We start from the raw sequence: 26,596 nt of genomic DNA, 5'->3' as shown, positions 1-26,596 counted from the left end.
AGATTGGGATGAAAGCATCCGAACTGCGCGGCAAGGACGCCGCTGGCCTGAACCAGGAGCTCTCCGAGCTGCTGAAGGCCCAATTTAGCCTGCGCATGCAAAAGGCCACCCAACAGCTGCAGAACACCAGCCAGCTGAAGAAGGTGCGCAAGGACATCGCGCGTGTGCAAACCGTGCTGACCGAGAAGGCGAACGCGAAATGACCGAAGCTGCGAAGACTGAAGCAAAGCTTCACCGGACCCTCGTGGGCCGTGTCGTGAGCGACAAGATGGACAAGACCGTTACGGTCCTGATCGAAAACCGCGTCAAGCACCCCCTGTACGGCAAGTACGTGCTGCGTTCGAAGAAGTACCACGCACACGACGAAGCCAACCAGTACAAGGAAGGCGACAAGGTTGAAATCCAGGAAACGCGTCCGCTGTCGCGGACCAAGTCCTGGGTGGTTTCCCGGCTGGTAGAAGCTGCGCGCGTCATCTAAGTACAACAGTACTTTGCTGACTTGCAAGTCCAGGGTTATGTTGCTATAATCCTGGACTTCCGCTTTATTGCGTTCGCCTTAGCAGTATCACCCGGGCGGGCCTGTGGGGCGAGCAAGGGCTGGCATCCGGTAGTTTTGGGTGCGGGCACTACCGACTTCCAAGTTGATCAACCCAAGCGGTGCTGGCGCAATGCCTGGCTCCGACGGGACCAAGACTGACCGATGGGCTTCATATCAGAAGACCTGACGGATTAAGTTGGGAAGATAACACCATGATTCAGACAGAAAGCCGGCTCGAAGTGGCCGATAACACCGGTGCGCGCGAAGTGCTGTGCATCAAGGTACTGGGTGGGTCCAAGCGCCGCTACGCGAGCGTGGGCGACATCATCAAGGTGACCGTGAAGGACGCAGCGCCGCGCGGTCGCGTGAAGAAGGGCGACATCTATAACGCAGTCGTCGTGCGTACCGCCAAGGGCGTGCGCCGCGCTGACGGTTCGCTCGTCAAGTTCGACGGCAATGCCGCCGTACTGCTGAACAACAAGCTCGAGCCGATCGGCACCCGTATCTTCGGGCCGGTGACTCGTGAACTCCGTACCGAGCGCTTCATGAAGATCGTGTCGCTCGCTCCGGAAGTGCTGTAAGGAGCCGCCATGAACAAGATTCGCAAAGGCGACGAAGTCATCGTGCTGACCGGCAAGGACAAGGGCAAGCGCGGTGCCGTCCAGGCAGTGCAAGGCGACAAGGTCGTGGTTGAAGGCGTGAACGTTGCCAAGAAGCACGCTCGTCCGAACCCGATGCTGGGCACCACCGGTGGCGTGGTCGACAAGCTGATGCCGCTGCATATTTCCAACGTTGCGCTCGTGGATGCCAATGGCAAGCCGTCGCGTGTCGGTATCAAGGTCGAAGACGGCAAGCGCGTGCGCGTGCTGAAGACGACCGGTGCCGTCCTGGCCGCTTGATTCTGGGCACAGATAGGAGTTGAGCATGACAGCACGTCTGCAAGAGTTTTACAAAGAACAGGTTGTGCCGGCGCTGATGAAGCAGTTCGGCTACAAGTCGGTCATGGAAGTGCCGCGTTTCACCAAGATCACCCTGAACATGGGTCTGGGCGAAGCGATCAATGACAAGAAGGTCATTGAGCTGGCAGTCGGTGACCTGACCAAGATCGCCGGTCAGAAGCCCGTTGTGACGAAGGCCAAGAAGGCCATCGCCGGCTTCAAGATCCGTCAGGGCTACCCCATCGGCGCGATGGTGACCCTGCGCGGTGAGCGTATGTTCGAATTCCTGGACCGTTTCGTGACCGTGGCCCTGCCGCGCGTGCGTGACTTCCGTGGCGTTTCGGGCAAATCGTTCGACGGTCGTGGTAACTACAACATCGGTGTGAAAGAGCAGATCATTTTCCCCGAAATCGAGTACGACAAGATCGACGCACTGCGTGGTCTGAACATCAGCATCACGACGACGGCTAAGAACGACGAGGAAGCCAAGGCTCTCCTGAACGCGTTCAAGTTCCCGTTCCGTAATTAAGGGGTAACCGTGGCTAAACTGGCTCTGATTGAACGTGAGAAGAAGCGCGCAAAGCTCGTGGCGAAGTACGCCGACAAGCGCGCAAACCTCAAGGCCATTATTGACGACCAAGAAAAGTCGGAAGAAGAGCGTTATCTGGCGCGCCTCGAGCTGCAGAAGCTCCCGCGCAACGCTAACCCGACTCGCCAGCGTAACCGCTGCGCGATCACCGGTCGTCCCCGCGGTACCTTCCGCAAGTTTGGCCTGGCGCGTAACAAGATCCGCGAAATCGCCTTCAAGGGCGAAATCCCGGGTCTGACGAAAGCCAGCTGGTAATTACGCACAGGCTACAGGAGAAACAGTATGAGCATGAGCGATCCTATCGCCGATATGCTGACGCGCATTCGCAACGCCCAGGGCGTGCAGAAGGCGTCGGTGGTCATGCCCTCGTCCAAACTGAAGGTTGCGATCGCCAAAGTCCTGAAGGACGAAGGCTACGTCGACGACTACTCGGTTCAGGAAGATGGCGGCAAGGCGCAACTGACCATTGGTCTGAAGTATTACGCCGGCCGTCCGGTGATCGAGCGCATCGAGCGCGTTTCGAAGCCGGGTCTGCGCGTGTACAAGGGCCGCAGCGACATCCCCCAAGTGATGAACGGCCTGGGTGTGGCGATCATCTCGACCCCGCAGGGTCTGATGACCGACCGCAAGGCACGTGCCACTGGCGTGGGCGGCGAAGTTCTCTGCTACGTCGCGTAAGGAGCAAACATGTCCCGTGTAGGTAAGGCTCCCATCGCGCTGCCGAAAGGCGCGGAAGTTAATGTGGCGGCTGGCGTGCTCTCCGTTAAGGGCCCGCTCGGTACGCTGACCCAGCCGATTCACAGCCTGGTGAAGGCCAACGTTGCCGATGGCACGCTGACTTTCGAACCGGCTGACGAATCGCGTGAAGCAAACGCCCTGCAAGGCACCATGCGCGCCCTGGCGGCAAACATGGTCAAGGGCGTGACTACCGGTTTCGAGCGCAAGCTGCAGCTGGTTGGCGTGGGTTACCGCGCTCAACTGCAAGGCGCCGCGCTGAAGCTCCAGCTTGGTTTCTCGCACGATGTGATTCACGAAATGCCGGAAGGCGTGAAGGCCGAAACGCCGACGCAGACCGAGATCGTGATCAAGGGTGCTGACAAGCAGAAAGTCGGTCAGGTTGCCGCGGAAGTTCGCGCGTACCGTCCGCCCGAGCCCTATAAGGGCAAGGGTGTTCGCTACGCTGACGAGCGCGTCATCCTGAAGGAAACCAAGAAGAAGTAAGGGGTCCAGAGATGAACAAGAAAGACGCTCGTTTGCGCCGTGCACGTCAGACCCGCGCGAAAATCGCGGAACTGAAGATCAATCGTCTGACCGTGTTCCGTACGAATACGCATATTTACGCTCAGGTGTACTCGCCGTGCGGCACGCAAGTGCTGGCTTCGGCTTCGACCGCCGAGGCAGAAGTGCGCAAGGAACTGACTGGCAGCGGTGCTACCGTTGCCGCCGCCACCCTGGTGGGCAAGCGCGTTGCCGAAAAGGCAAAGGCTGCTGGCGTGGAAACCGTCGCGTTCGATCGTGGTGGCTTCCGCTTCCACGGCCGCGTGAAGGCCCTGGCTGATGCCGCGCGTGAAGCCGGCCTCAAGTTCTAAGCGCTCAAAGAGAGATACGTCATGGCAAAGATGCAAGCAAAAGTCCAACAGGACGAACGCGACGACGGCCTCCGCGAGAAGATGATCTCGGTCAACCGTGTCACCAAGGTGGTGAAGGGTGGCCGTATCCTCGGTTTCGCTGCGCTGACCGTGGTGGGTGACGGCGATGGCCGCATCGGCATGGGCAAGGGCAAGGCCAAGGAAGTTCCGGTGGCCGTGCAGAAGGCAATGGACGAAGCCCGTCGCAAGATGGTCAAGGTCTCGCTGAAGAACGGCACGCTGCAACACGAAGTTGTTGGCCGTCACGGCGCCGCCAAGGTGCTGATGATGCCCGCCAAGGAAGGTACTGGCGTGATCGCCGGTGGTCCGATGCGCGCGATCTTCGAAGTGATGGGTGTGACGAACGTTGTGACCAAGTCGCACGGTTCGACGAACCCGTACAACATGGTTCGCGCCACCATCGATGGTCTGACCAAGATGAGCACGCCGGGCGAAATCGCCGCCAAGCGTGGCAAGTCGGTCGAAGACATCCTCGGCTAAGGTGAACGAAATGTCGCAGAAAACCGTAAAAGTGCAACTCGTGCGTAGCCTGATCGGTACGCGCGAGGATCATCGCGCCACCGTACGTGGCCTGGGCCTGCGTCGCCTGAACTCCGTTTCGGAGCTGCAGGACACGCCCGCCGTGCGCGGCATGATCAACAAGGTCTCGTACCTGGTCAAGGTTCTGGCCTGATCGGGACTCGGAGAGCAACATGCAACTGAACAACCTGAAACCGGCCGACGGTTCGAAGCACGCCAAGCGTCGCGTCGGCCGCGGTATCGGCTCCGGCCTGGGCAAGACGGCTGGTCGTGGTCACAAGGGTCAGAAGTCGCGTTCGGGCGGCTTCCACAAGGTTGGCTTCGAAGGCGGTCAAATGCCGCTGTATCGTCGCCTGCCGAAGCGTGGTTTTACCTCGCTGACCAAGGCCTTCACCGCTGAAGTGACCCTGCGCGACATCGAACGCCTGGAAGCTGCCGAAGTGGACCTGCTGGTCCTGAAGCAAGCTGGCCTGGTGGGCGAGCTGGTCAAGAGCGCAAAGGTCATCAAGGCCGGCGAACTGTCCCGCAAGGTGACGATCAAGGGTCTGGGCGCCACCGTTGGTGCCAAGGCTGCGATCGAAGCCGCTGGCGGCCAGATCGAAGCGTAATTACGCAGTAGCATTCGCAGCATAGGCGAAGTCACAGTCGGAGCATCGTTTGGCCACGGCGAAACCCAATGCAAGCGCGCAGGCCAGGAACACGGCTAAGTACGGCGATCTCAAGCGCCGGCTTATGTTCCTGGTGCTGGCCCTGATCGTCTACCGCATCGGTGCACATATTCCGGTGCCGGGAATCGATCCGGACCAGCTTGCGAAGCTTTTCCAGAGTCAGTCGGGTGGCATCCTCGGGATGTTCAACCTGTTCTCGGGCGGTGCGCTGTCGCGCTTTACCGTCTTCGCGCTCGGCATCATGCCGTACATCTCGGCGTCGATCATCATGCAATTGCTGACGATCGTGCTGCCGCAGCTGGAGTCGCTGAAGAAGGAAGGGCAGGCAGGGCAGCGGAAGATTACGCAATACACACGCTACGGCACCGTGGTTCTGGCCACGTTCCAGGCGTTGTCGATTGCGGTGGCACTGGAGTCGCAGCCAGGGCTGGTTATTGATCCGGGTCTGATGTTCCGGGCCACGGCGGTAATCACGCTGGTGACCGGTACGATGTTCCTGATGTGGCTGGGTGAGCAGATTACCGAGCGCGGTCTGGGCAACGGTATTTCGATCATCATCTTCGGTGGTATCGCGGCGGGCCTGCCCAATGCGATCGGCGGACTGTTTGAACTGGTCCGTACGGGTTCCATGAGCATCATCGCGGCGATCCTGATCGTGGCGATCATTGCCGGTGTGACCTACGCCGTGGTGTTTATCGAGCGTGGCCAGCGCAAGATCCTGGTGAACTATGCCAAGCGTCAGGTCGGCAACAAGGTGTACGGCGGTCAGTCGTCGCACCTGCCGCTGAAGCTGAACATGGCAGGGGTGATTCCGCCGATCTTTGCATCGTCGATCATTCTGTTCCCGGCGACGATTGCAGGCTGGTTCACGTCTGACTCGACGGGTGCGGTTGGCCGGTTCATCAAGGACCTGGCTGCCACGCTGTCGCCGGGCCAGCCGGTCTACATCCTGCTGTATGCGACTGCAATTGTATTTTTCTGCTTCTTCTACACGGCTCTGGTCTATAACAGCCGTGAAGTGGCAGACAACCTGAAGAAAAGTGGAGCCTTCATTCCGGGCATCCGTCCGGGCGAGCAAACGACGCGCTATATCGACAAGATCCTGGTGCGCCTGACGCTGGCTGGTGCGATTTACATCACACTGGTCTGCCTGTTGCCGGAATTCCTGGTGCTGCGCTGGAACGTTCCGTTCTATTTCGGCGGAACCTCGCTGCTGATCATCGTGGTTGTCACGATGGACTTCATGGCACAGGTGCAGTCCTATGTCATGTCGCAGCAGTACGAGTCGCTGCTGAAGAAGGCGAATTTCAAGGGTAACCTGACCTTGCGCTAGCGAAGCGGCGGGGTCGGGACGGGCACCAGGTATGGCAAAGGACGACGTCATCCAGATGCAAGGGGAGGTCCTGGAAAATCTCCCCAACGCGACGTTCCGTATCAAATTGGAGAATGGCCACGAAGTACTCGGGGCACATCTCCGGCAAGATGCGAATGAACGACATCCGGATTCTTCCGGGTGACAAGGTGACGGTTGAGCTGACTCCATATGATCTGTCTCGCGCACGTATCGTCTTCCGGACGAAGTGAAGCGAACTGGAATTGAAGGAAGAGGAAAATCATGAAAGTGCTGGCTTCTGTTAAGCGCATTTGCCGCAACTGCAAAATCATCAAGCGCAACGGTGTCGTGCGCGTGATCTGCTCGTCGGATCCCCGCCACAAGCAACGCCAAGGCTAATCGGAAAGAGGATTGACGAATGGCACGTATCGCAGGGGTTAACATCCCGAACCACAAGCACACCGAAATCGGCCTGACGGCTATTTATGGTGTCGGCCGCTCGCGCGCCCGCAAGATTTGCGAGGCCACCGGTGTACCGTTTGACAAGAAGGTCAAGGATCTGACCGACGCCGACCTGGAAAAGCTTCGTGACGAAGTGGGCAAGGTCACGGTCGAGGGTGACCTGCGTCGTGAAACCACGATGAACATCAAGCGTCTGATGGACCTTGGTTGCTATCGTGGCATGCGTCACCGCAAAGGTCTGCCGCTCCGCGGCCAGCGTACCCGCACCAACGCCCGTACCCGCAAGGGTCCGCGCAAGGCCGGCGTGGCACTGAAGAAGTAAAGCCGAAGGCAGAGGAATAGACGAATGGCAAAAGGTCCGAACAACGCCGCCCAGCGCGCGCGTAAGAAGGTCAAGAAGAACGTTGCCGACGGCATTGCGCACGTCCACGCTTCGTTCAACAACACCATCATCACGATCACCGACCGCCAGGGCAACGCCCTGTCGTGGGCGACCGCTGGTGGCCAGGGCTTCAAGGGTTCGCGCAAGTCAACCCCGTTTGCAGCCCAGGTTGCCGCCGAGAACGCCGGCCGCGTGGCGCAAGACCAGGGTATCAAGAACCTGGAAGTGCGCATCAAGGGCCCGGGCCCGGGTCGCGAATCGGCTGTCCGTGCGCTGAACGCGCTGGGCATCAAGATTTCGGTGATCGAAGATGTGACGCCGGTGCCGCACAACGGCTGCCGTCCGCCGAAGCGCCGCCGTATCTAAGCGCCAGGCTTGCCGGAGATGCGATCAGGGTCTTACCCCGTATCTCCGGACTGTGGTAGTATCCCGCGTTGGCCTGCTGCAATTTTTTGCGGCGGGCTTTCGTTTTGCGTCCGCGCCTTGAGACTGCTGTCTCGGCGAGGGCGATATCGTCATGCTTTTGCGTTGCCTCCGCGTGGTCTGGCCATTGCGGATGAAGAACCATAAGCCCACCGTCCGTCACAGTAGGTGACGGACTCGCGGCGCGTCCTGATGGCGTCGCGATCGATCAAAGGAAGATAAAGTGGCACGTTATACCGGCCCGAAGGCCAAACTTTCCCGCCGCGAAGGCACCGATCTGTTCCTGAAGAGCGCACGTCGCTCGCTGGCCGACAAGTGCAAGCTGGACAGCAAGCCGGGCCAGCATGGCCGCACCTCGGGCGCCCGTACGTCCGACTACGGCAACCAGCTGCGCGAAAAGCAGAAGGTCAAGCGCATCTACGGTGTGCTGGAGCGTCAGTTCCGCCGCTACTTCGCTGAAGCCGACCGCCGCAAGGGCAACACCGGCGAAAAGCTGCTGCAACTGCTGGAATCGCGTCTGGACAACGTCGTGTACCGCATGGGCTTCGGCTCGACCCGCGCTGAAGCGCGCCAACTGGTGTCGCACAAGGCGATCCTGGTGAACGGTCAGCCGCTGAACGTGCCGTCGGCCCAGGTCAAGGCTGGTGACATCGTGTCGATCCGCGAACAATCGAAGAAGCAGGTTCGTATCGCCGAAGCCCTGTCGCTGGCCGAGCAGTCGGGCTTCCCGACCTGGGTTGCCGTGGATTCCAAGAAGTTCGAAGGCACGTTCAAGCAGGCTCCGGATCGCGCCGATATTTCGGGCGACATCAACGAAAGCCTGATCGTCGAACTGTATTCGCGTTAATCGCGGACCGAGATTCGAACGGTTCAGCGCTTGCCTTATCCACAAGGCTTCGCTTTCAGCCCGGCGCGCCATGCGGCGCGCCGGGCTTATTGCCCATCATGCGATGGGTTTTCTCAGGTTCCAAACGTCAGCCTTATCGGTGTAACGAGCCGAGGGTATTGAAAAGGACAACCTAATGCAAACAGCACTCCTCAAGCCAAAAATCATCGCCGTCGAACCGCTGGGCGACCACCACGCCAAAGTCGTGATGGAGCCGTTTGAACGCGGTTATGGGCATACGCTTGGTAACGCGCTGCGTCGCGTCCTGCTGTCGTCGATGGTCGGCTATGCGCCGACTGAGGTCACGATCGCTGGGGTCGTCCACGAGTATTCCACCATCGATGGCGTTCAGGAAGACGTCGTCAACCTGCTCCTCAACCTGAAGGGCGTGGTGTTCAAGCTGCACAACCGCGACGAAGTCACGGTATCGCTGCGCAAGGATGGCGAAGGCGTGGTCACGGCGGCCGATATCGAGCTGCCGCACGATGTCGAAATCATCAACCCGGGTCACGTCATTGCCCACCTGTCCGCAGGCGGCAAGCTCGACATGCAGATCAAGGTCGAGCAAGGCCGCGGCTACGTGCCGGGCAACGTGCGCAAGTTCGGCGACGAGTCGGGCAAGGTGATCGGCCGTATCGTGCTGGACGCCTCGTTCTCGCCGGTGCGCCGCGTTTCGTACGCCGTGGAATCGGCTCGTGTGGAACAGCGTACCGACCTGGACAAGCTGGTGATGAACATCGAAACCGACGGCGTGATCTCGCCGGAGGAAGCGATTCGCCAGTCGGCCCGTATCCTGGTAGACCAGCTGTCGGTGTTCGCCGCGCTGGAAGGCACCGAGTCGGCAGCCGAGGCTGCTTCGAGCCGCGCACCGCAGATCGATCCGATCCTGTTGCGCCCGGTGGACGACCTCGAACTGACGGTGCGTTCGGCCAACTGCCTGAAGGCCGAAAACATCTACTACATCGGCGACCTGATCCAGCGTACCGAGAACGAACTGCTCAAGACCCCGAACCTGGGTCGCAAGTCGCTCAACGAGATCAAGGAAGTCCTGGCTTCGCGTGGTCTGACGCTCGGCATGAAGCTCGAGAACTGGCCGCCCGCAGGTCTGGAGAAGTAATTGGCGGGTGGAGCCGTCGCAAGGCGGCTCCACTGTCAACGCGCCGCTGGCAATTCCGCCTGCGGCACCGTAGCAATACCGGCCCGCGCACGAGCCCGCTTCCAGCAGGCCAAGGCGATAGAAGAGCTGGTCAAACACTGTAATCGAAAGGAATCATCATGCGTCACCGTCATGGTCTGCGGAAACTGAACCGCACCTCGTCGCACCGTCTCGCGATGCTGCGCAACATGTCCAACTCGCTGTTCCAGCACGAGCTGATCAAGACCACCCTGCCCAAGGCCAAGGAACTGCGCAAGGTTGTCGAGCCGCTCATCACGCTGGCCAAGAAGGACACCGTTGCCAACCGCCGTCTGGCTTTCGCCCGTCTGCGCGACCGCGACATGGTCACCAAGCTGTTCACCGAACTGGGCCCGCGCTACGCCACCCGTCCGGGCGGCTACACCCGTATCCTGAAGTTCGGTTTCCGTCAGGGCGACAATGCGCCGATGGCGCTGGTCGAGCTGGTGGACCGTCCGGAAATCACCGAAGCCCCGGCTGAAGAAGCTGCGGAATAAGTGATGACCGATCCCGTCCCCGCTGACGGGTAATCGGACACGGCACTACAATCGAGCCAGGCTTTTGCCTGGCTCTTTTGTTTTGTGCCCGTATCCACGCATGACACTCTCAGACTCCTCTCATGGCGCCAAGGCCCCGGAACCGGCAGAATCGGTCTGGATGGCGATGACCAACCTGCCTGACGAGGCATCCGCCGCCCGCGTGGCGCGCGCCGTGCTGGAAGCCAGGGTAGCGGCCTGCGTGAACCGGCTGGCACCGTGCCAGTCCGAGTATTGGTGGCAAGGCCAGCTGGAGCAGGCGCAGGAATGGCCGCTGCTGATCAAGACCACGCAGGGCCAGTATACGGCGCTGGAAGCCGTGATCCGCGCCGAGCATCCCTATGACGTGCCAGAGCTCATTGCGTGGCCGCTGGCGGCCGGATTGCCCACTTACCTGGGGTGGGTCCGCGCGGAAGCCACCGGGGTGCCAGGCAGGCCCTGAAGCCAGAACAACAAGTATCGGAACAACTCATGGGAATGTCGGGGATCAGCAGGAACGGAACATGGCTGGACGGTGCCACGCGCGCCTTCGGGGCACGCTCCGATGCGGCGCAGGGCGCGCTTCAATGGGGGCGTGCGTTGCGTCATATTGTCGCAACCGTCCTGGTGCTCCTTGTGTGCCTTGTGACCTGGAGCGGTGCCCGCGCAGCGACGGAAGACGACTTCCTGCCACCCGAACAGGCGTTCAAGTTTGCCGCCCGGCAGATCGATCCCCAAACCATCGAGGTCCGGTTCGACGTCGCGGATGGCTACTACCTGTACCGCGAGCGCTTCGCCTTTGCCGCGCAGCCCGCCGGCGTCAAGCTGGGCGCGCCGGCCATGCCGCAGGGCAAGGTCCATTTCGACGAGACCTTCGGCAAGGACATGGAGACCTACCGGGGCGCCGTCGTCGTCAAGGTGCCGGTCGAGCAGGCGCCAGCCGATGGACGCTGGACGCTGGTGGTGACATCGCAGGGCTGCGCGGACAAGGGGCTGTGCTACCCGCCGATGGAAAGCGTGTACAAGGTTGGCGGGTCGGCGCTGGGCAATCTTTTCGGTGACCGCAGTGCGCCCGCCCGGTCGACGCCCGCCGCACCCCAGGCGGATACTCCCGCGAACGAGATACCGCGGTCATCTGCGGTACGCGGCGCCCAGATCGACGAGAACGATCGCATTGCCGGTGCGCTGGCGAGCCGCAGTCTCCCGCTTATCGGCGCGCTGTTCTTCGGGCTCGGACTGCTGCTGACATTTACGCCCTGCGTGCTGCCGATGGTGCCCATCCTGTCGTCGATCGTGGTTGGCGAGCACGTGACGCGGGGCCGCGCCTTTGTCGTGTCGCTGGCCTATGTGCTGGGCATGGCCGTGGTCTACACCGCCGTGGGCGTGGCGGCCGGGCTGGCCGGCGAAGGTCTGTCGGCCGCGCTGCAGACGCCGTGGGTGCTGGGCCTGTTTGCGCTGCTGATGATCGGGCTTTCCTTGTCGATGTTCGGCCTCTATGAACTGCAACTGCCCCAGCGCTGGCAGACCCGCCTGACCGAGTCGTCCAATCGCCGGCAAGGCGGCCAGGTTGCCGGTGCGGTGGCGATGGGCGCCCTTTCGGCACTGATTGTCGGGCCGTGCGTGACCGCGCCGCTGGCGGGTGCCCTGGCCTATATCGCCCAGACCGGCGATGCCTTGACGGGCGGCGCCGCGTTGTTGGCGATGGCGCTGGGCATGGGCGTGCCGCTGCTGCTGGTGGGCGTGGGCGCCGGCAACCTGCTGCCGCGTGCGGGCAAATGGATGGAGGCCACCAAGCGCTTCTTCGGCTTCCTGCTACTCGGCGTGGCGATCTGGATGGTCACGCCTGTGCTGCCGGCCTGGGTGGTAATGCTGGCCTGGGCGGCCTTGCTGCTTGTCGCGGCCGTGTACCTGGGTGCGTTTGACGCGCTGGGGCCGGATCCGCGCGGGTTGCTGCGCTTGGGCAAGGGTCTCGGATTGCTGGCCGCGCTGGCCGGCGCGATCCAGATCGTGGGTGTGGCGTCCGGTGGACGCGATCCCCTGCAGCCACTGTCGCATCTGAGTGGCCTGGCCGGGGCGCAGGGCCAGCCGGCCACCAAGGACGCGGTGCGCTTTGATCGCGTGCGCAGCGTGGCGGAACTGGACGCGCGCGTTGCGCAGGCCGCTGCGGCGGGCCGGCCGGTGCTGCTCGATTTCTATGCGGATTGGTGCGTCAGCTGCAAGGAAATGGAAAAGCTGACGTTTCCCGACGCGAAGGTCAAGGCCCGCCTGTCCAACGTCGTGCTGCTGCAGGCCGACGTCACGGCCAACAACGCCGATGACAAGGCGCTGCTGAAGCGCTTTGGCCTGTTCGGCCCGCCGGGGATCATCCTGTTCGGAGCGGACGGGCGCGAGCGGCCTGTGCGCGTGATCGGCTATCAGTCGGCGAACCGCTTCCTGGACAGCCTGGAGCGCGCGTTCGGCAAGGCGCCGCAGACCTGAGTACGCTCCGATGGGCGTCGGGCCGGGCGAAGTCTATCGATCCAGCCAGCGCCCCAGCGCCCAGATACCTCCAATGGTGGCCACCACGCCGCCCATCAGGCCGATCGACCACCAGAAGCCGTCCGGCTCCTGCAGCCACGGCATGCGCGCGAAATTCATGCCGAACACGCCGGTAATCAGCGTCAGCGGCATGAACAGGGCGGTAATGATCGTCAGCGCCCGCATGGTGCGGTTGGTGCGGTGCGCCACCGCCGAGAAATGGATCTGCACGGCCGACTCGATCGAATCCTCAAGCCGCCGGGCGTGCGCCAGCACCCGCATGATGTGCTCCATCAGGTCGGTCAGTCGCACGAGCAGCACTTCGTCACGACTGGCGGCACCGGGGTCGCCGTCGCCGGTGCTGTAGCGGTTGTCGAGCAGGCTGTCGCGGAATTCCTGCAGCGCGTCGCGCTGCTCTTCGCTCAGGTTTTCAAGTCGGCGCAACTGGATACGTGCGTCGAGCAGGCCTTCCCAGCTCGAAAAGCTCTGCCGGGCGCTCAGCAGCGCGCGCTGCCAGCGGTCAAGTTGCCGCGTGAGCGGCGTCCGCAGATCCAGGTAGCGGTCCACCATGGCGTTCAGCATCCGCAACATCAGGTCTTCCGGCCGAGTGGGCGGTCGGACGCCATGCATCAGTGACGCGGCACCGTTGGCGCGCGCGGCGCGGACTGCGGCGAGCCGCAGGTGTCCAGCAGCCGTTGCCTGACCTGGTCGATGGTGCGCGACGGCGACGGGCGTACCGTGACCAGCACGTTGTCGAACACGAAAAAAGCCACCGGCTGGGTGTCGATGCGCGCCAGTGCGGGCAAAAAGCCGGGTGCGTACTTGCGCGATGCCTTGCGAGGCGCCGGCATCGGCACGGCCGTCGCGCCGGCCTGTTGCGGCGTAGCGACAGTCGGCGTGGTGGTCGTGGCAGTTGTGGCGGTGGTCGAGGCCGTTGTGACTGCCATGGCGGTATCGCCGGCTGCACCGGCCTGCGCGGCGTCCGCCTCGGCAAACTGCCGGCTGGTCTCGAAGGTCAGCTTGCGGAAGATCACCATGTCATACGCATTGGTCGTGTCAAAGAACGACGGATGCGCAGGATTGGTGGCGTCGGCCAGGTGCAGGTCCAGAATGGGCGCACCGGTCAGTGCCACCAGACGGTCACGCCACGCGCCAGGCGCGGGCGTTACCTCGTCGGTGGCGAAGTCGGCCCAGACAAAGCGCGCCGCGGCATTGCCGGAGAGAAAGTCGCGCGCGGCGTCCAGCGTCGCGAGCGGGTGTACCTGGCTGGCCGAGAAGCCGAGTAGCTGCATGCGGCGATGTCGGCCGGTCAGCCGGCGGTCTTCAGCAGGCGCGCGGCATCGCGTGCAAAGTAGGTAAGGATGCCGTCGGCGCCAGCGCGGCGGAACGCCAGCAGCGATTCCATCATGACCTTGTCGTGATCCAGCCAGCCGTTCTGGGCGGCGGCCTTGAGCATCGCGTATTCGCCACTGACCTGGTAGACGTAGGTCGGATAGCGGAACTCGTCCTTCACGCGGCGCACGATGTCCAGGTACGGCATGCCGGGCTTCACCATCACCATGTCGGCGCCTTCCATGATGTCCTGGCCCACTTCGCGCAGCGCCTCATCGGTGTTGGACGGGTCCATCTGGTAGGTCATCTTGTTGCCCTTGCCCAGATTGGCGGCCGAGCCGACTGCATCGCGGAACGGGCCATAGAAGGCCGACGCGTACTTGGCCGAGTAGGCCATGATGCGCGTATGGATGTGGTTGGCTTCTTCCAGCGCGGCGCGTACTGCACCGATACGGCCGTCCATCATGTCCGACGGCGCGACGATGTCCACGCCGGCCTCGGCCTGGACCAGCGCCTGCCTGACCAGGATGTCGACGGTGATGTCGTTGATGACATAGCCGTTCTCGTCCAGCACGCCGTCCTGGCCGTGGCTGGTGTACGGGTCGAGTGCCACGTCGGTCAGCACGCCGAGTTCGGGGAAGCGGTCCTTCAGCGCGCGCACGGCGCGGGGCACCAGGCCTTCGGTACGGGTGGCCTCGATGCCATCGGGGGTCTTCAGCGACGGATCGATGACCGGGAACAGGGCGATCACGGGAATGCCCAGCTTCACGCAGTCTTCGGCCACCGGCATCAGCAGGTCCACCGACACGCGTTCCACGCCGGGCATCGACGCCACGGACTCGCGCTTGTTCTGGCCGTCCAGGATGAACACCGGATAAATCAGGTTGTCGGGCGACAGGCGGTTCTCGCGCATCATGCGGCGCGAGAAGTCATCGCGACGCATGCGGCGGGGACGGTACTCGGGGAACGTGGACATGGCGGAATCGGGGGGAGGAGAAAGTCGTGGACGAATGCGTGGCGCACGTCACCGCAGCGGGCTGCGGGCAATGACGAAACACGTGCGCCAAAAGAAGAAAGAACTTTTGTGCGTGCCCGCTATCATACTCGCGGACACTCTGTGTTGCTTCGCGCAGCGCGGTGTCCCCCGCTACTCCTCCCTGAGCGGGTACCCGCCCTGAACCGGTGGGAAAGTTCGTCCCCGTTGCTTGCAACGGGGCTTTTTTTTGCCCGGTCCGGGTACGGAAGACGAGAAATCTGGCGTACCTACGCCTGCGGGGCGCCGGCGGCAGCCTCGGGCGGCAGGGCCTCGGGCAGTGCCAGCCATCCTGCCACCACGCGCTGGGCTTCCTCGATGCCGCGCCGCTTCAGGCTGGAGAACAGCTGTGCGGTCATGGCCGGCGGATTGTCCATCTGGGCCGCGTAGTCGGCCAGCATGCGCTTCGTTTCGCGCAGTGCCGTGGCGTTTTCGCTGTTGGTCAGCTTGTCGGCCTTGGTCAGCAGCACATGGATCGGCTTGCCGGTGGGCAGGAACCACTCCACCATCTGGCAATCGAGGTCCGTAAACGGGCGGCGCGCGTCCATCATCAGGATCAGGCCGGCCAGCTGGGTGCGGCTCTGCACGTAATCGGACAGCAGGCCTTGCCAGTGGTACTTGGCGCTGCCCGAGACCTCGGCGTAGCCATAGCCCGGCAGGTCGACCAGGAACCCGAGCGGATCGGTCGCCTTGACCGGGGCGACGGTGAAGTAGTTGATATGTTGCGTGCGGCCAGGGGTGCGGGACGAAAACGCCAGCCGCTTCTGGTTGCACAGCGTGTTGATGGCCGTCGACTTGCCGGCGTTGGAACGCCCGGCGAACGCCACCTCGGGAACTGCCGTGGCCGGCAGGTCGCGCAGATGGTTGACGGTATCGAAGAAACGGGCCTGTTGTAGAAGGGACATGCGCAAATACGTGGAGCTGGCGGGCAGGGCGCTGGCAAGGGGCCAGTGCAGACGTCGCCACAGACACTGACCTAAGTCAATCCGGAAAGCGATTTATTGTACAATAACCCGGTTTACGGTCTCCTGAGCGGGTGACGTGTGGCATCCTTGCCGGATGTCATCGGCGAACTCTGAAAAAGGATCGGGCATATTGTCCTCGATCAAGAATAGGACGTCGCGCATACGCGTTACCGGCTCCTGCCCCATGGCGCTTCCTCACCGCCGGGCAGGGGGATAAGGACGACCGGCATGCATTACGGTGTTCATAACAAAATCTCACAAGGTGTAAGGATGAACCGCATTGCGAAACTTTTGGGAGTCATGGCGCTGGCAGTTCCGCTGGGCGCGATGACAGGGCTGGTATCTGCCGCAGAGCAGGCCCCCGCCAAGGCGGATCCCGCCAAGGGCGAGACGCTTTACACGCAAGGTGTTCCCGATCGCAATGTCCCGGCATGCTTCTCCTGCCACGGTACAGCCGGCAACAGCACGGCCGCCGTCAATCCCAAGCTGGCGGGTCAGCAGGGCGATTACGTTCACAAGCAGCTCGCTGATTTCAAGGCCAAGTCTCGCGATAACGCCATCATGTCGCTGTACGCCCAGGCACTGAGCGACCAGGACATGAAGGACATCGGCGCCTACCTTGCCAAGCAGCAGCTCAAGCCGGCCACGGCCAAGAACAAGGTAACGATCGAGGAAGGCCAGAAGATCTACCGCGGGGGTATTGCCGCCAAGGGCGTGCCGGCCTGTGCAGGCTGCCACGGGCCGACCGGCGCCGGTATTCCGGCACAGTATCCGCGCATTGGAGGCCAGTATTCCGAGTACACCGAAGCGCAACTGGTGGCATTCCGCCAGGGCACCCGAAAGAACAATTCGGTCATGAGCACGATTACCGCCAGGATGTCGGATGCCGAGATCAAGGCGGTGGCGGACTACGTCGCCGGCGTCCGTTAAGTCGTATCAGGCCCGCCTGTCAGGAGATTCCCTCGGGGGATGAACCGGACGCGTGGGCAACAATCGAAGAGGGTGGCCTGCTTGCCAAAGCATGTCCACCCTTTTTTATTTTCAGCGGCACCACATCGCGTCACACCGGCGCGCAACACTGGCGCCGACCACAAATAGCGCCAAACCGGCTTTCAGGCTTTACCGCACATGTCGACCCCATCCACTTCAGGGCTGCACCTGAAGACCCAACACCGCGTGCTGCGCGATGCCGTCGAACTGCTGTCCTCGATGCGCTTTGCGATCACGCTGCTGACGGTGATTGCCATCGCCAGCATCATCGGCACCGTGCTCAAGCAGAACGAACCGTACCCGAACTATGTGAACCAGTTCGGGCCGTTCTGGGCGGACCTGTTCCATACGCTGTCGCTGCAGAAGGTGTACAGCTCCTGGTGGTTCCTGCTGATCCTGGCGTTCCTGGTGATCTCCACGTCGTTGTGCATCGCGCGCAACGGACCGAAGATGATCGTGGACATGCGCTCGTGGAAAGACCACGTGCGCGAGCGCAGCCTGCGGGCATTCCACCACCGCGGAGAGTACGAGGCGCCGCGCGGCCGCGCGGAAGCCGTGGCCCGCCTGGGCGCGCTGCTGCGCAACCGCGGATTCCGCGTCAAGCCAGTGGAGCATGATGGCGCGACGCTGCTGGCCGCCAAGGCAGGTGCGGCCAACAAGCTTGGCTACATCCTGGCGCACACCGCCATCGTCGTGATCTGCGTGGGCGGCCTGCTGGACGGCGACATGCTGATCCGCGCGCAGATGTGGTTCGGCGGCAAGACGCCCATCGCCGGCAACGCCATCATCAGCGAGATTCCCGCCAGGCACCGCCTGTCGCCGGCCAATCCCGGATTCCGCGGCAACGCGTTCGTGCCCGAGGGCGCCACCGTCTCCACGGCCATCCTGAACATTGCCGATGGCGCGCTGGTGCAGGATCTGCCGTTCACGATCACGCTCAAGAAGTTCACCGTCGACTACTACTCCACCGGCATGCCGAAGCTGTTCGCGTCGGACGTGGTGGTAACCGACCGCGCCACGGGCAAGCAGACCGCGGCGACGATCAAGGTCAACGAGCCGTTGATTGTCGATGGCGTGGCGATCTACCAGTCCAGCTTCGAGGACGGCGGCTCGAAACTGAAGTTCGTTGGCTACCCGATGACGGGCAGCACGCACGGCACGTTCCCGATCGCGGGCACCGTGGGCGGCAACGTGGAGCTGACCGGTACGGGCACGGCCGCGGACCAGGACAGCCTGACCGTCGAATTCAGCGATTTCCGGCAGATCAATGTCGAGACCGTCACTGACGCTTCGGGCAAGGCCGATGTGCGCGGTGTGGCGCGCAAGTCGTCGCTGGGGGCGCTGGAGCAGCACCTGGGCGCGGCGGCCAGCCTGGACAAGGAGAAGAACCTGCGCAACGTGGGTCCGTCGGTCCAGTACAAGTTGCGCGACCGCACCGGGCAGGCGCGCGAGTTCAACAACTACATGCTGCCGGTGCAACTCGACGGCCAGACCGTGTTCCTGGCCGGCATGCGCGATTCGCCGAGCGAACAGTTCCGCTATCTGCGCATTCCCGCCGACGACCAGCGCAGCGTGGCCGACTGGATGCGACTGCGCGCCGCGCTGCAGAGCAGTGGCATGCGCGGCGAGGCTGCGCGCCGCTTTGCGGCCGTGTCGATGCCCGGCGACGACAAGGCGGTGCTGCGCAAGCAACTGGCGGAAAGCGCCCAGCGGGCCATGGACCTGTTCGCTGGCGCCACGCGCTCGTCGCCCGATGCGCCGCCGGGAGGCTTTACCGCCATTGCGGCCTTCCTCGAAAAATCGGTGCCGCAGGGCGAGCAGCAGAAGGCAGCCGATGTCCTGCTCAAGATCCTCAACGGCTCGATGTGGGAACTCTGGCAATTGGCGCGCGAGCAGGACAAGCTGCCCGTGATTCCCAACGACGCGCAAAGCGGCCAGTTCCTGCAGCAGGCCATCAACGCACTGTCGGACAGTTTCTTCTACGCGGCGCCCGTTTTCCTGCAGCTCGACGACTTCCAGGAGGTCAAGGCCAGCGTGTTCCAGATGACCCGTGCGCCGGGCAAGAACATCGTGTATCTTGGCTGCCTGCTGCTGGTGCTGGGTGTGTTCTCGATGTTCTATATCCGCGAGCGCCGGGTCTGGATCTGGGTCAAGGACAAGCAACCTGACGACGCAGGAAACTCCGCCGGCAGTCACGTGCTGATGGCCATGTCCACGCAGCGCCGCACGATGGATTTCGAGAAGGAATTCGTCACATTGCGCGACGACGTCGGCCGTGCCGTGGGCGCGGAAGTGACGCCTGCGCAAGCGGACGGCACCGCGCCGATGACGCACTCGGCACCGCGATCCGACGCATCAGGGCCGGATGATAAGCAGGGGCCGTCGCTATAGTAGAAAGAGGGCTTTCCGGCGGCCGGAAGTGCGAGATTCCCGGCCTGCCGCGCCACGTTGATACCGCAGACATTACAGGTGCGTTGCACCGCAGAGCAGGAACGCCATGTCCTCCAATCTCAACCACGCCTCCTCAGGCCTGACGCCGCGACAAAATGCCGCGGCTGGCAATGTGCCGAATGACCCGGCACAGCTGGAAGCCGATTTCCTTGAACCCTCGTTCCTGCGTCGGCTGACTTGGGTCGACTGGGCGTTTGCGCTGCTGCTGGTACTGGGTGCCGGGTTTGCGCTGGCCCGCTATGGCCACTGGATGAACGTGTACGACAAGGCCGTGCTGATTGCCGCCGTGCCCACGTTCGCGCTGCTTGGCTGGCACTGGAAGGCGGTGCGGCCGCTGATGCTGGGTATCGCGGTGCTGTCGCTGCTTGCCATCCAGATGTACCAGGGCAACCTGGCGCGCGCCGAGCAGGCGTTCTTTCTCAAGTACTTCCTGTCGAGTCAGTCAGCCATCCTGTGGATGAGCGCACTGGTGTTCCTGTCAACGCTGTTCTACTGGGTCGGGTTTGCCTCGAAATCGGACACCGGGTCGAGCATCGGCAGCAAGCTGTGCTGGGCGGCGGTAGTGCTGGGTTTCACGGGCCTGATGGTGCGCTGGTACGAGTCGTACCTGATTGGCGCAGATATCGGCCACATTCCCATCTCGAACCTCTACGAGGTCTTTGTCCTCTTCACGCTGATCACCTCGCTGTTCTACCTGTACTACGAGCGCCGTTACGCCACGCGGGCGCTGGGGTCGTTCGTGATGCTGGTGGTATCGGCGGCCGTGGGCTTCCTGCTCTGGTACACGGTCAGCCGCAATGCGCAGGAGATCCAGCCACTGGTGCCGGCGCTGCAGAGCTGGTGGATGAAGATCCACGTACCGGCCAACTTCATCGGCTACGGCACGTTTGCGCTGGCCGCGATGGTGTCGGTGGCATACCTGCTCAAGCAGCGGGGCATCCTGGCTGAGCGCCTGCCGTCGCTGGAGTTGCTTGACGATGTGATGTACAAGGCCATTGCAGTAGGCTTTGCCTTCTTCACGATTGCCACGATCCTTGGCGCACTGTGGGCGGCCGAGGCCTGGGGCGGCTACTGGAGCTGGGACCCGAAGGAAACCTGGGCGCTGATCGTCTGGCTCAACTACGCGGCATGGCTGCACATGCGGCTGATGAAGGGCCTGCGCGGCACGGTGGCCGCCTGGTGGGCGCTGGTGGGCCTGCTGGTCACGACCTTTGCGTTCCTGGGCGTGAACATGTTCCTGTCCGGCCTGCACAGCTACGGCGAACTCTGATTCGTCGTCGGCCCCAAATCAAAAGCCTGTCCTTGCGACAGGCTTTTGTTCTTTCCGGACCGGCCGATGTGCACGGCATACCTCATCAAAAGTTTACTAAAGGGCACTTAACGCCCGAAGGCGCCACTTTTTTTCGGGCCAAACGGAATAAGGACGTCACATCGGGTGTTTACTGAAGGTACACGGCGCCGACGGTCGGCACCGCCCCGGAGAAGGAGACCTGAAGATGAATACTCGCCACACTGCTGTATCCGCACTTCGTCCGTTTGTCATCGCCGCTGGCGCCGCAACGATCCTGCTGGCTGGCTGTTCCGGCATGGGCATGGGTTCGGGGGCAGGCGAAATGCCACCGACCGTGAAGGTGACCAACGGCGTGCTGACCGATCCGCAGGGCCTGACGCTCTATACGTTCGATCGCGATCCCGCCAACGGAGGCAAGAGCGCCTGCAACGGCATGTGCGCCACCAACTGGCCGCCGCTGCTGGCAGAGCCGGGCAAGTCGGCATCGGGCAGCTACTCGATCATCACGCGTGACGACGGTACGCGCCAGTACGCCTACAAGGGCATGCCGCTGTACCGATTTGCCAAGGATGCCAAGCCGGGCGACCGCGCGGGTGACAACCTCAACAACGTCTGGCACGTGGCGAAGCCCTGATTCCCGGGGGGCTGAACGCACGGCAACCACGGCATGGATGGATTCGAACGCCAGCTGGTGGCGCTGGCGCCGCGACTGCGGCGCCACGCGCGCGGCCTGACCGGCGACGCCGCGCGGGCCGACGACCTGGTGCAGGACACGCTGGAGCGTGCCCTGCGCTACCGCTGGCGCTTCCGCCTGCGTCCCGGATCGCTCTGGGGCGACGGCGCCGACGGTCTGTTGCCGTGGCTGCTGACATTGATGCACCGGTTGCGCCTGAACGGGCTGCGTCGCGCGGATCTGATCAGCGTGACCGACGAGCCGCCCGACGTAGCCGTTCCCGGCGACGATCCGGGCCTGCGCCGCGACCTGCTCAGGGCGCTGGACGCGTTGCCGGAAGCGCAGCGGGCGGTGTTGCTGCTGGTCAGCCTGGAGCAGTTTTCGTACGCGGAAGCTGCCCAGGTACTTGAAGTCCCCATCGGCACGGTGATGTCACGCCTGAGCCGTGCACGTGAACAGATGCGCCGTCTGCTCGATGGCGGCGCGAAGGACGTTGCGGCGCCGAGTGTGCTGCAACGGGTGAAATGATGAGCCCCCAGACACCGGTGAGCGAAGCCGATCTCCACGCCTATGCCGATGGCCAGCTGCACGGCCCGCGCCGCGCGGAGGTCGAGGCGTACCTGGCCGCCGATGCCGAGGCGGCAAGCAAGGTGGAAGCCTGGCGGCAGCAGGCCGCCGCGCTGCACGCCGGGCTGGATGGCGTGCTCAACGAAGCCGTGCCGCTGGCTGCGCTGCCGCGTCAGTTGCATGCCCAGGGTGGCCGTGCCACCCGCGTGCGCCTGGCGTGGCCGATGGCGCTGGCCGCCAGCCTGTGCGCGCTGGTGGTGGGCGCCGCTGGCGGATGGTATGCCCGCGACCGTGTCGGCGCCGATGCCGTGGCAGCGGCGCCGATGGAGCGCTTTGCGCGCGAGGCGCTGGCCAGCTACGTGGTCTATGCGCCAGAGGTCAGGCATGTTGTCGAGGTGCCCGCCAGCGACGAGGCCCATCTGATCGCCTGGCTGTCAAAGCGGCTCGGGGCGTCGCTGCAGGTGCCCGACCTGCATCCGCAGGGCTTCCGGCTGATTGGCGGGCGCCTTGGCGCGTCCGAGGGCGGCCCGATGGCGATCCTGATGTACGAGGACGACGCCGGCACGCGCGTGTCGCTGCAACTGCGGCGCATGGCGCAGGGCACCCCCGACACTGCGTTCCGGCTTGAACGGATGCCGCCACACACCACTGCCCGGAGTCCCGCCGGGCACGCCACGATGGCGTTCTACTGGGTCGATCGCGACCTGGGCTTCGCGCTGGCGGGCCCGCTGGAGCGCGAACGGCTGCTGGCGCTGGCCCAGGTGGTCTACCAGCAATACCAGCGGGGATAGCCGCCCCGCACGACCCGCCAGACAGCCGGGCGGCTCCGCACCTTCCCGTGGCTTTTGATGTCCAATGCTGCAAGTCCTACCCAACGCTGCGAAACATGCTGATTCCTTCTCCCAAATGGTTGCGCGGTGACGATATCGCCGCGTCGGAAATCACGCCCGAACGGCTGTACCGGTCGCGCCGGCGCCTGCTGGCGATGGGCGGTGCCGCGGCAGCCGCCGGCCTGGCCTCGCCCTGGTTTGCGCGCCAGGCATTCGCGCAGGAGGCACCGGGCAAGCTGCCGAAGCTGCCTGCCACGCTCAACAGTGCCTACGCCGTGACCGAAAAGCGCACGCCGTACACGGACGTCACCACTTACAACAATTTCTACGAGTTCGGCACCGACAAGTCCGACCCGGCGCGCAATGCCGGCACGCTGCGGCCGCGTCCGTGGCAGGTGACCGTGGAAGGCCTGGTCAAGCATCCCAAGGTCTACGATCTCGACGAACTGCTGAAGCTCGCGCCGATGGAAGAGCGCGTCTACCGCCTGCGCTGCGTCGAAGGCTGGTCGATGGTGATTCCGTGGATCGGCTATCCGCTGGCCGAGTTGATCAAACGCGTCGAACCGCAACCGGGCGCGAAGTTCGTGCAGTTCATCACGCTGGCCGACAAGAAGCAGATGCCGGGCCTGAGCAGCGGCGTACTCGACTGGCCGTATAGCGAAGGCCTGCGCATGGACGAGGCGATGCATCCGCTGGCGCTGCTGACATTCGGTCTCTATGGCGAGGTGCTGCCGAACCAGAACGGCGCGCCGGTACGGATGGTGTTGCCGTGGAAATATGGCTTCAAGAGCGCCAAGTCGATCGTGAAGATCCGCTTCGTCGACAAGCAGCCGCCCACCAGCTGGAATCTGGCCGCCGCCAACGAGTACGGCTTTTATTCGAACGTGAATCCCGACGTGGATCACCCGCGCTGGAGCCAGGCCACCGAGCGCCGCATCGGCGAAGACAAGGGCGGCGGCGGGTTTTCCGCGCTGTTCGCCCCCAAGCGCAAGACGCTGCCATTCAACGGCTACGGCGCGCAGGTGGCATCGCTGTACCAGGGCATGGACCTGAGGAAGAACTTCTGATGGCCGAGCGCGATTCGCGTGCGGCGTCGCCGGTACGCGCATCCCAGGCCAGCCAGCGTTCGCCGGGCGGTCTGGTGATGCTCGCACCGGCGAGCGTGAAGAAACTGAAGGTGCTGGTCTGGCTGCTGGCGCTGCTACCGTTCCTGCGCCTGATGTACCTGGGCACGACCTCGCAGTTTGGCGCCAATCCGCTGGAATTCGTGACCCGCTCGACGGGCACCTGGACGCTGGTGATGCTGTGCGTGACGCTGGCGGTCACGCCGCTGCGCAGGATCACGGGCTGGCACTGGCTGCTGCGCCTGCGCCGCATGCTGGGCCTGTTTGCGTTCTTCTACGCGGTGCAGCATTTCCTGCTCTGGCTGGCGGTGGACCGTGGGTTTGACTTGGCCTACATGATCAAGGACATCGGCAAACGGCCATTTATCACGATGGGTTTCGCCGCGTTCGTCCTGATGACTCCGCTGGCCGCCACGTCGACCAATGCCATGGTCCGCTGGCTTGGCGGCAAGCGCTGGCAGTTGCTGCATCGATCGATCTACGCCGTCGCCGTGCTGGCTATCCTGCATTACTGGTGGCACAAGGCCGGCAAGCACGATTTTGGAGAAGTTTCGATTTATGCGGCCGTGGTGTTCGTGCTGCTGGCCACCCGGATCTGGTGGTGGCTGCGCCGGCCGCGCACTGTTGTTGCGGCACCATAGAAAAAGGGCGACACCGCAGTGTCGCCCTTTCTTTATTGCGGCCTGAACCGAAATCAGGCGTTCAGCAGGCGCTCGGCGCGGAACAGGTCGGCCGGCAGTTCGCGTTCGCGCACCAGGTGCACGGTGTCGCCGTCGACCATCACCTCGGCCGCGCGGCCGCGCGTGTTGTAGTTCGAGCTCATCACGAAGCCGTACGCACCGGCCGACATCACGGCCAGCAGGTCGCCCGGCTGCACCGCCAGTGCGCGGTCGCGGCCGAGCCAGTCGCCCGATTCGCATACCGGACCCACCACGTCGTAGGTGATCGTGGCATCCGCACGCGGCGCCACCGGCTCGATGCGGTGGTAGGCCTCGTACATGGCCGGGCGGGCCAGGTCGTTCATCGCGGCATCGACGATGCAGAAGTTCTTGGCCGCGCCGGGCTTCAGGAACTCCACGCGTGTCAGCAGCGCGCCGGCATTGCCCACCAGCGAGCGGCCCGGCTCGAACAGCACCTCGCGGTGACCATGGCCGCGTGCGGCCACGCGATCGATCAGTGTCGTGGCAAAGCCGGTGATGTCCGGCGGGGTTTCGTCGTCATAGGTGATGCCCAGTCCGCCGCCCACGTCGATATGTTCAAGCTTGATGCCCTCGGCCTCGAGCGCTTCGACCACGTCCAGCACCTTGTCCAGTGCTTCCAGATACGGCGCCACTTCGGTGATCTGCGAGCCGATATGGCAATCGATACCGGTCACTTCGAGATGCGGCAGTGCAGCGGCGGTGCGGTAGGTGGACAGCACGTCCTCGAACGCCACGCCGAACTTGTTGCCCTTGAGGCCGGTGGAGATATAGGGGTGGGTCTTCGCGTCGACGTCCGGATTGATGCGCAGCGACACGCGGGCGCGCTTGCCCAGGCGGCCGGCCACGGCGTTCAGGCGATCCAGTTCCGGGATCGATTCCACGTTGAAGCCGCGCACGTCGTGCTCGAGCGCCAGCGTCATGTCGGCTTCGCTCTTGGCCACGCCCGAGAACACCACCTTGCGCGGGTCGCCGCCGGCGGCAATCACGCGCAGCAGTTCGCCGCCCGATACGATGTCGAAACCGGCGCCCAGCTTAGCGAATACCTGCAGCACGGCCAGGTTGGAATTGGCCTTGACTGCGTACTGCACGTGCGCGTTACGTCCCTTGCAGGCGGCGGCATACGCGTTGTACGCCGTGGTCAGCGCGGCGCGCGAATAGATGTACGTGGGCGTGCCGAATTCGTCGGCAATGCGGGCCAGCGGTACTTGTTCGACGGTCAGGGTGCCGTCTTCACGGCGATGGAAAAAATCAGTCATGTTCTGGCTTGCACTCAGCGTGCGGAGGGGGCGGAGCTGCCCTTTGCGGGTTCGGCGACGGCGGGCGTGGACGTGGCGGGCTCGCCCATCGGACGCGCCGCGGGCGGGGTAGCGCCCGGCTGGCCCAGGCCCGGATCGGACACCGTGGGCGGCGTGGGCTCCGCCGGTACGCGGGGCATATAGAGCGGGCCGCGAATGCCGCACCCGGCAAGGGGCATCGCGAGCAGGGCGGCAAAGGCCGATACAATCGCACCACGACGCAGCATCGGGGAGTCTTTCATTGTCTGGATGGCTTTCGGATGGCTGCGGAAAGCGCACGGCTTTCCCGTTTTCCATCAATCTGATTTGCCGGTCCGAATACCCGTGGAAACGGGCTGCCGGCGGCCTTGGAGTGTAGCATGCCCCCCCTCAACGAGACCGAGTTCCTGGCGCTGGCCGGTGCGGCCCTGGACAAGCTGGAAGCAGATATCGAAGCTGCCGCCGACGCCGCCGACGCCGATGTGGAAATCAACCGTACCGGCAATGTGATGGAACTGGAGTTCGAGGACGGTTCCAAGATCATCGTCAACAGCCAGGCGCCGATGCAGGAACTGTGGGTGGCGGCCAAGGCCGGTGGTTTCCATTTCCGCCACGATGGCGCCCGGTGGGTGGACACCCGCAGCGGGGCCGAGCTGTACGCGGCGCTGTCGGGCTACATGAGCCTGCAGGCGGGCACCACGCTGACGCTGAAGTAAAGCGCACGCGGCGCAACAAAAAACCGGCCACCAGGGCCGGTTTCTTGTTGCTGGCG

General features: G+C 63.5%; 34 protein-coding genes and 2 pseudogenes. 31 read left to right on the top strand and 5 right to left on the bottom strand.

The window, feature by feature from the left end; all coding sequences use genetic code 11:
• Nucleotides 1-8 precede the first annotated feature (8 nt).
• The 22 genes and pseudogenes from rpmC (at nt 9) to dsbD (ending at nt 12,554) form a co-directional block, all read left to right on the top strand.
• Entirely contained in the window at nt 9-203 is a 195-nt protein-coding gene (gene rpmC / locus ACOABP_RS07660) for a 50S ribosomal protein L29 (RefSeq protein ID WP_008642937.1), read from the top strand.
• Nucleotides 200-478 (top strand): 30S ribosomal protein S17, encoded by a 279-nt coding sequence (rpsQ, locus tag ACOABP_RS07655; protein WP_066731249.1) that lies wholly within the window; start codon nt 200-202, stop codon nt 476-478. Before rpmC ends, rpsQ begins: the two co-directional genes overlap by 4 nt.
• A 272-nt stretch (nt 479-750) precedes the next feature.
• Nucleotides 751-1,119 carry a 50S ribosomal protein L14 gene (gene rplN / locus ACOABP_RS07650; RefSeq protein WP_006576237.1) on the top strand — a complete coding sequence of 123 codons (369 nt, stop codon included), beginning with the start codon at nt 751-753 and terminating at the stop codon, nt 1,117-1,119.
• Nucleotides 1,120-1,128: 9 nt separating this feature from the next.
• On the top strand, nt 1,129-1,437 hold the full coding sequence (rplX, locus tag ACOABP_RS07645; protein WP_066731247.1) for a 50S ribosomal protein L24: 309 nt from the start codon (nt 1,129-1,131) through the stop codon (nt 1,435-1,437).
• A gap of 25 nt (nt 1,438-1,462) precedes the next feature.
• Entirely contained in the window at nt 1,463-2,005 is a 543-nt protein-coding gene (rplE, locus tag ACOABP_RS07640) for a 50S ribosomal protein L5 (protein WP_008642941.1), read from the top strand.
• Between the two features lie 9 nt (nt 2,006-2,014).
• Nucleotides 2,015-2,320: a 30S ribosomal protein S14 gene (rpsN, locus tag ACOABP_RS07635; protein ID WP_008642942.1), complete on the top strand. Its 306-nt coding sequence runs from the start codon at nt 2,015-2,017 to the stop codon at nt 2,318-2,320.
• A 27-nt stretch (nt 2,321-2,347) separates the two neighbouring features.
• On the top strand, nt 2,348-2,743 hold the full coding sequence (gene rpsH, locus ACOABP_RS07630) for a 30S ribosomal protein S8 (protein WP_019451029.1): 396 nt from the start codon (nt 2,348-2,350) through the stop codon (nt 2,741-2,743).
• Nucleotides 2,744-2,752: 9 nt separating this feature from the next.
• Nucleotides 2,753-3,286 carry a 50S ribosomal protein L6 gene (gene rplF / locus ACOABP_RS07625; RefSeq protein ID WP_066731245.1) on the top strand — a complete coding sequence of 178 codons (534 nt, stop codon included), beginning with the start codon at nt 2,753-2,755 and terminating at the stop codon, nt 3,284-3,286.
• Nucleotides 3,287-3,297: 11 nt separating this feature from the next.
• The gene (gene rplR / locus ACOABP_RS07620; protein ID WP_066731243.1) at nt 3,298-3,654 is read left to right on the top strand and encodes a 50S ribosomal protein L18; all 357 of its coding nucleotides are present in this window, start codon (nt 3,298-3,300) and stop codon (nt 3,652-3,654) included.
• A gap of 21 nt (nt 3,655-3,675) precedes the next feature.
• Nucleotides 3,676-4,194: a 30S ribosomal protein S5 gene (gene rpsE, locus ACOABP_RS07615; protein ID WP_066731242.1), complete on the top strand. Its 519-nt coding sequence runs from the start codon at nt 3,676-3,678 to the stop codon at nt 4,192-4,194.
• Between the two features lie 10 nt (nt 4,195-4,204).
• Nucleotides 4,205-4,387 (top strand): 50S ribosomal protein L30, encoded by a 183-nt coding sequence (rpmD, locus tag ACOABP_RS07610; RefSeq protein ID WP_008642953.1) that lies wholly within the window; start codon nt 4,205-4,207, stop codon nt 4,385-4,387.
• Nucleotides 4,388-4,406: 19 nt separating this feature from the next.
• Nucleotides 4,407-4,841: a 50S ribosomal protein L15 gene (rplO, locus tag ACOABP_RS07605; protein WP_474227611.1), complete on the top strand. Its 435-nt coding sequence runs from the start codon at nt 4,407-4,409 to the stop codon at nt 4,839-4,841.
• A 49-nt stretch (nt 4,842-4,890) separates the two neighbouring features.
• Nucleotides 4,891-6,234 (top strand): preprotein translocase subunit SecY, encoded by a 1,344-nt coding sequence (gene secY / locus ACOABP_RS07600; RefSeq protein ID WP_474227610.1) that lies wholly within the window; start codon nt 4,891-4,893, stop codon nt 6,232-6,234.
• Nucleotides 6,235-6,265: 31 nt separating this feature from the next.
• Nucleotides 6,266-6,485: pseudogene (gene infA / locus ACOABP_RS07595) on the top strand (translation initiation factor IF-1).
• Nucleotides 6,486-6,516: 31 nt separating this feature from the next.
• Nucleotides 6,517-6,633: a 50S ribosomal protein L36 gene (rpmJ, locus tag ACOABP_RS07590; protein WP_008642959.1), complete on the top strand. Its 117-nt coding sequence runs from the start codon at nt 6,517-6,519 to the stop codon at nt 6,631-6,633.
• A gap of 19 nt (nt 6,634-6,652) precedes the next feature.
• Complete coding sequence (rpsM, locus tag ACOABP_RS07585) at nt 6,653-7,018, top strand: 30S ribosomal protein S13 (RefSeq protein WP_011299299.1); 366 nt, start codon at nt 6,653-6,655, stop codon at nt 7,016-7,018.
• Between the two features lie 24 nt (nt 7,019-7,042).
• The gene (rpsK, locus tag ACOABP_RS07580) at nt 7,043-7,444 is read left to right on the top strand and encodes a 30S ribosomal protein S11 (protein WP_066731240.1); all 402 of its coding nucleotides are present in this window, start codon (nt 7,043-7,045) and stop codon (nt 7,442-7,444) included.
• A gap of 280 nt (nt 7,445-7,724) precedes the next feature.
• Nucleotides 7,725-8,348, top strand: coding sequence for a 30S ribosomal protein S4 (rpsD, locus tag ACOABP_RS07575; RefSeq protein WP_215528726.1), 624 nt, complete (start codon nt 7,725-7,727; stop codon nt 8,346-8,348).
• Between the two features lie 175 nt (nt 8,349-8,523).
• On the top strand, nt 8,524-9,504 hold the full coding sequence (locus tag ACOABP_RS07570; RefSeq protein ID WP_066731234.1) for a DNA-directed RNA polymerase subunit alpha: 981 nt from the start codon (nt 8,524-8,526) through the stop codon (nt 9,502-9,504).
• 158 nt (nt 9,505-9,662) lie between these two features.
• Nucleotides 9,663-10,058 (top strand): 50S ribosomal protein L17, encoded by a 396-nt coding sequence (gene rplQ / locus ACOABP_RS07565; protein ID WP_008642987.1) that lies wholly within the window; start codon nt 9,663-9,665, stop codon nt 10,056-10,058.
• Between the two features lie 100 nt (nt 10,059-10,158).
• Complete coding sequence (cutA, locus tag ACOABP_RS07560) at nt 10,159-10,539, top strand: divalent-cation tolerance protein CutA (RefSeq protein WP_474227609.1); 381 nt, start codon at nt 10,159-10,161, stop codon at nt 10,537-10,539.
• 29 nt (nt 10,540-10,568) lie between these two features.
• A complete protein-coding gene (dsbD, locus tag ACOABP_RS07555) occupies nt 10,569-12,554 on the top strand; it encodes a protein-disulfide reductase DsbD (protein WP_474227608.1) in 1,986 nt (661 codons plus the stop codon).
• 33 nt (nt 12,555-12,587) lie between these two features.
• Here the strand turns inward: dsbD and ACOABP_RS07550 are convergent.
• From ACOABP_RS07550 to yihA, 3 genes and pseudogenes are all read right to left on the bottom strand, one after another.
• A pseudogene (locus ACOABP_RS07550) lies at nt 12,588-13,885 on the bottom strand (magnesium transporter CorA family protein).
• Nucleotides 13,886-13,902: 17 nt separating this feature from the next.
• Nucleotides 13,903-14,901: a porphobilinogen synthase gene (gene hemB, locus ACOABP_RS07545; protein ID WP_474227607.1), complete on the bottom strand. Its 999-nt coding sequence runs from the start codon at nt 14,899-14,901 to the stop codon at nt 13,903-13,905.
• A 287-nt stretch (nt 14,902-15,188) separates the two neighbouring features.
• Nucleotides 15,189-15,863, bottom strand: a complete 675-nt coding sequence (gene yihA, locus ACOABP_RS07540; protein ID WP_474227606.1) for a ribosome biogenesis GTP-binding protein YihA/YsxC — start codon at nt 15,861-15,863, stop codon at nt 15,189-15,191.
• 330 nt (nt 15,864-16,193) lie between these two features.
• Between yihA and ACOABP_RS07535 the strand changes: the two genes are divergently transcribed.
• The 8 genes from ACOABP_RS07535 (at nt 16,194) to msrQ (ending at nt 24,490) form a co-directional block, all read left to right on the top strand.
• Nucleotides 16,194-16,853 (top strand): c-type cytochrome, encoded by a 660-nt coding sequence (locus tag ACOABP_RS07535; RefSeq protein WP_066731224.1) that lies wholly within the window; start codon nt 16,194-16,196, stop codon nt 16,851-16,853.
• Between the two features lie 198 nt (nt 16,854-17,051).
• A complete protein-coding gene (locus tag ACOABP_RS07530; protein WP_474227605.1) occupies nt 17,052-19,304 on the top strand; it encodes a cytochrome c biogenesis protein ResB in 2,253 nt (750 codons plus the stop codon).
• Nucleotides 19,305-19,410: 106 nt separating this feature from the next.
• Nucleotides 19,411-20,634, top strand: coding sequence for a c-type cytochrome biogenesis protein CcsB (gene ccsB / locus ACOABP_RS07525; RefSeq protein WP_474227604.1), 1,224 nt, complete (start codon nt 19,411-19,413; stop codon nt 20,632-20,634).
• A 226-nt stretch (nt 20,635-20,860) separates the two neighbouring features.
• Entirely contained in the window at nt 20,861-21,289 is a 429-nt protein-coding gene (locus ACOABP_RS07520) for a COG4315 family predicted lipoprotein (RefSeq protein WP_474227603.1), read from the top strand.
• Between the two features lie 33 nt (nt 21,290-21,322).
• Entirely contained in the window at nt 21,323-21,856 is a 534-nt protein-coding gene (locus tag ACOABP_RS07515; RefSeq protein ID WP_474227602.1) for an RNA polymerase sigma factor, read from the top strand.
• Nucleotides 21,856-22,686 (top strand): anti-sigma factor family protein, encoded by an 831-nt coding sequence (locus ACOABP_RS07510; protein ID WP_474227790.1) that lies wholly within the window; start codon nt 21,856-21,858, stop codon nt 22,684-22,686. The genes ACOABP_RS07515 and ACOABP_RS07510 overlap by 1 nt, the downstream gene beginning before the upstream one ends.
• A 95-nt stretch (nt 22,687-22,781) precedes the next feature.
• Entirely contained in the window at nt 22,782-23,792 is a 1,011-nt protein-coding gene (gene msrP, locus ACOABP_RS07505) for a protein-methionine-sulfoxide reductase catalytic subunit MsrP (RefSeq protein WP_474227601.1), read from the top strand.
• Complete coding sequence (gene msrQ / locus ACOABP_RS07500; protein WP_474227600.1) at nt 23,792-24,490, top strand: protein-methionine-sulfoxide reductase heme-binding subunit MsrQ; 699 nt, start codon at nt 23,792-23,794, stop codon at nt 24,488-24,490. The genes msrP and msrQ overlap by 1 nt, the downstream gene beginning before the upstream one ends.
• A 53-nt stretch (nt 24,491-24,543) precedes the next feature.
• On the opposite strand, the gene lysA is transcribed toward msrQ, so the two are convergent.
• Together lysA and lptM are read right to left on the bottom strand one after the other, a co-directional pair.
• A complete protein-coding gene (gene lysA, locus ACOABP_RS07495) occupies nt 24,544-25,806 on the bottom strand; it encodes a diaminopimelate decarboxylase (RefSeq protein ID WP_474227599.1) in 1,263 nt (420 codons plus the stop codon).
• Nucleotides 25,807-25,820: 14 nt separating this feature from the next.
• Nucleotides 25,821-26,087, bottom strand: a complete 267-nt coding sequence (gene lptM / locus ACOABP_RS07490; RefSeq protein ID WP_474227598.1) for an LPS translocon maturation chaperone LptM — start codon at nt 26,085-26,087, stop codon at nt 25,821-25,823.
• A 117-nt stretch (nt 26,088-26,204) separates the two neighbouring features.
• Here lptM and cyaY point away from each other — a divergent pair, with 117 nt between their 5' ends.
• The gene (cyaY, locus tag ACOABP_RS07485; RefSeq protein ID WP_101680491.1) at nt 26,205-26,540 is read left to right on the top strand and encodes an iron donor protein CyaY; all 336 of its coding nucleotides are present in this window, start codon (nt 26,205-26,207) and stop codon (nt 26,538-26,540) included.
• Nucleotides 26,541-26,596 lie beyond the last annotated feature (56 nt).

This window comes from Cupriavidus sp. HE11 (assembly GCF_056097175.1).
This window is presented reverse-complemented; position numbering and strand designations above follow the sequence as displayed.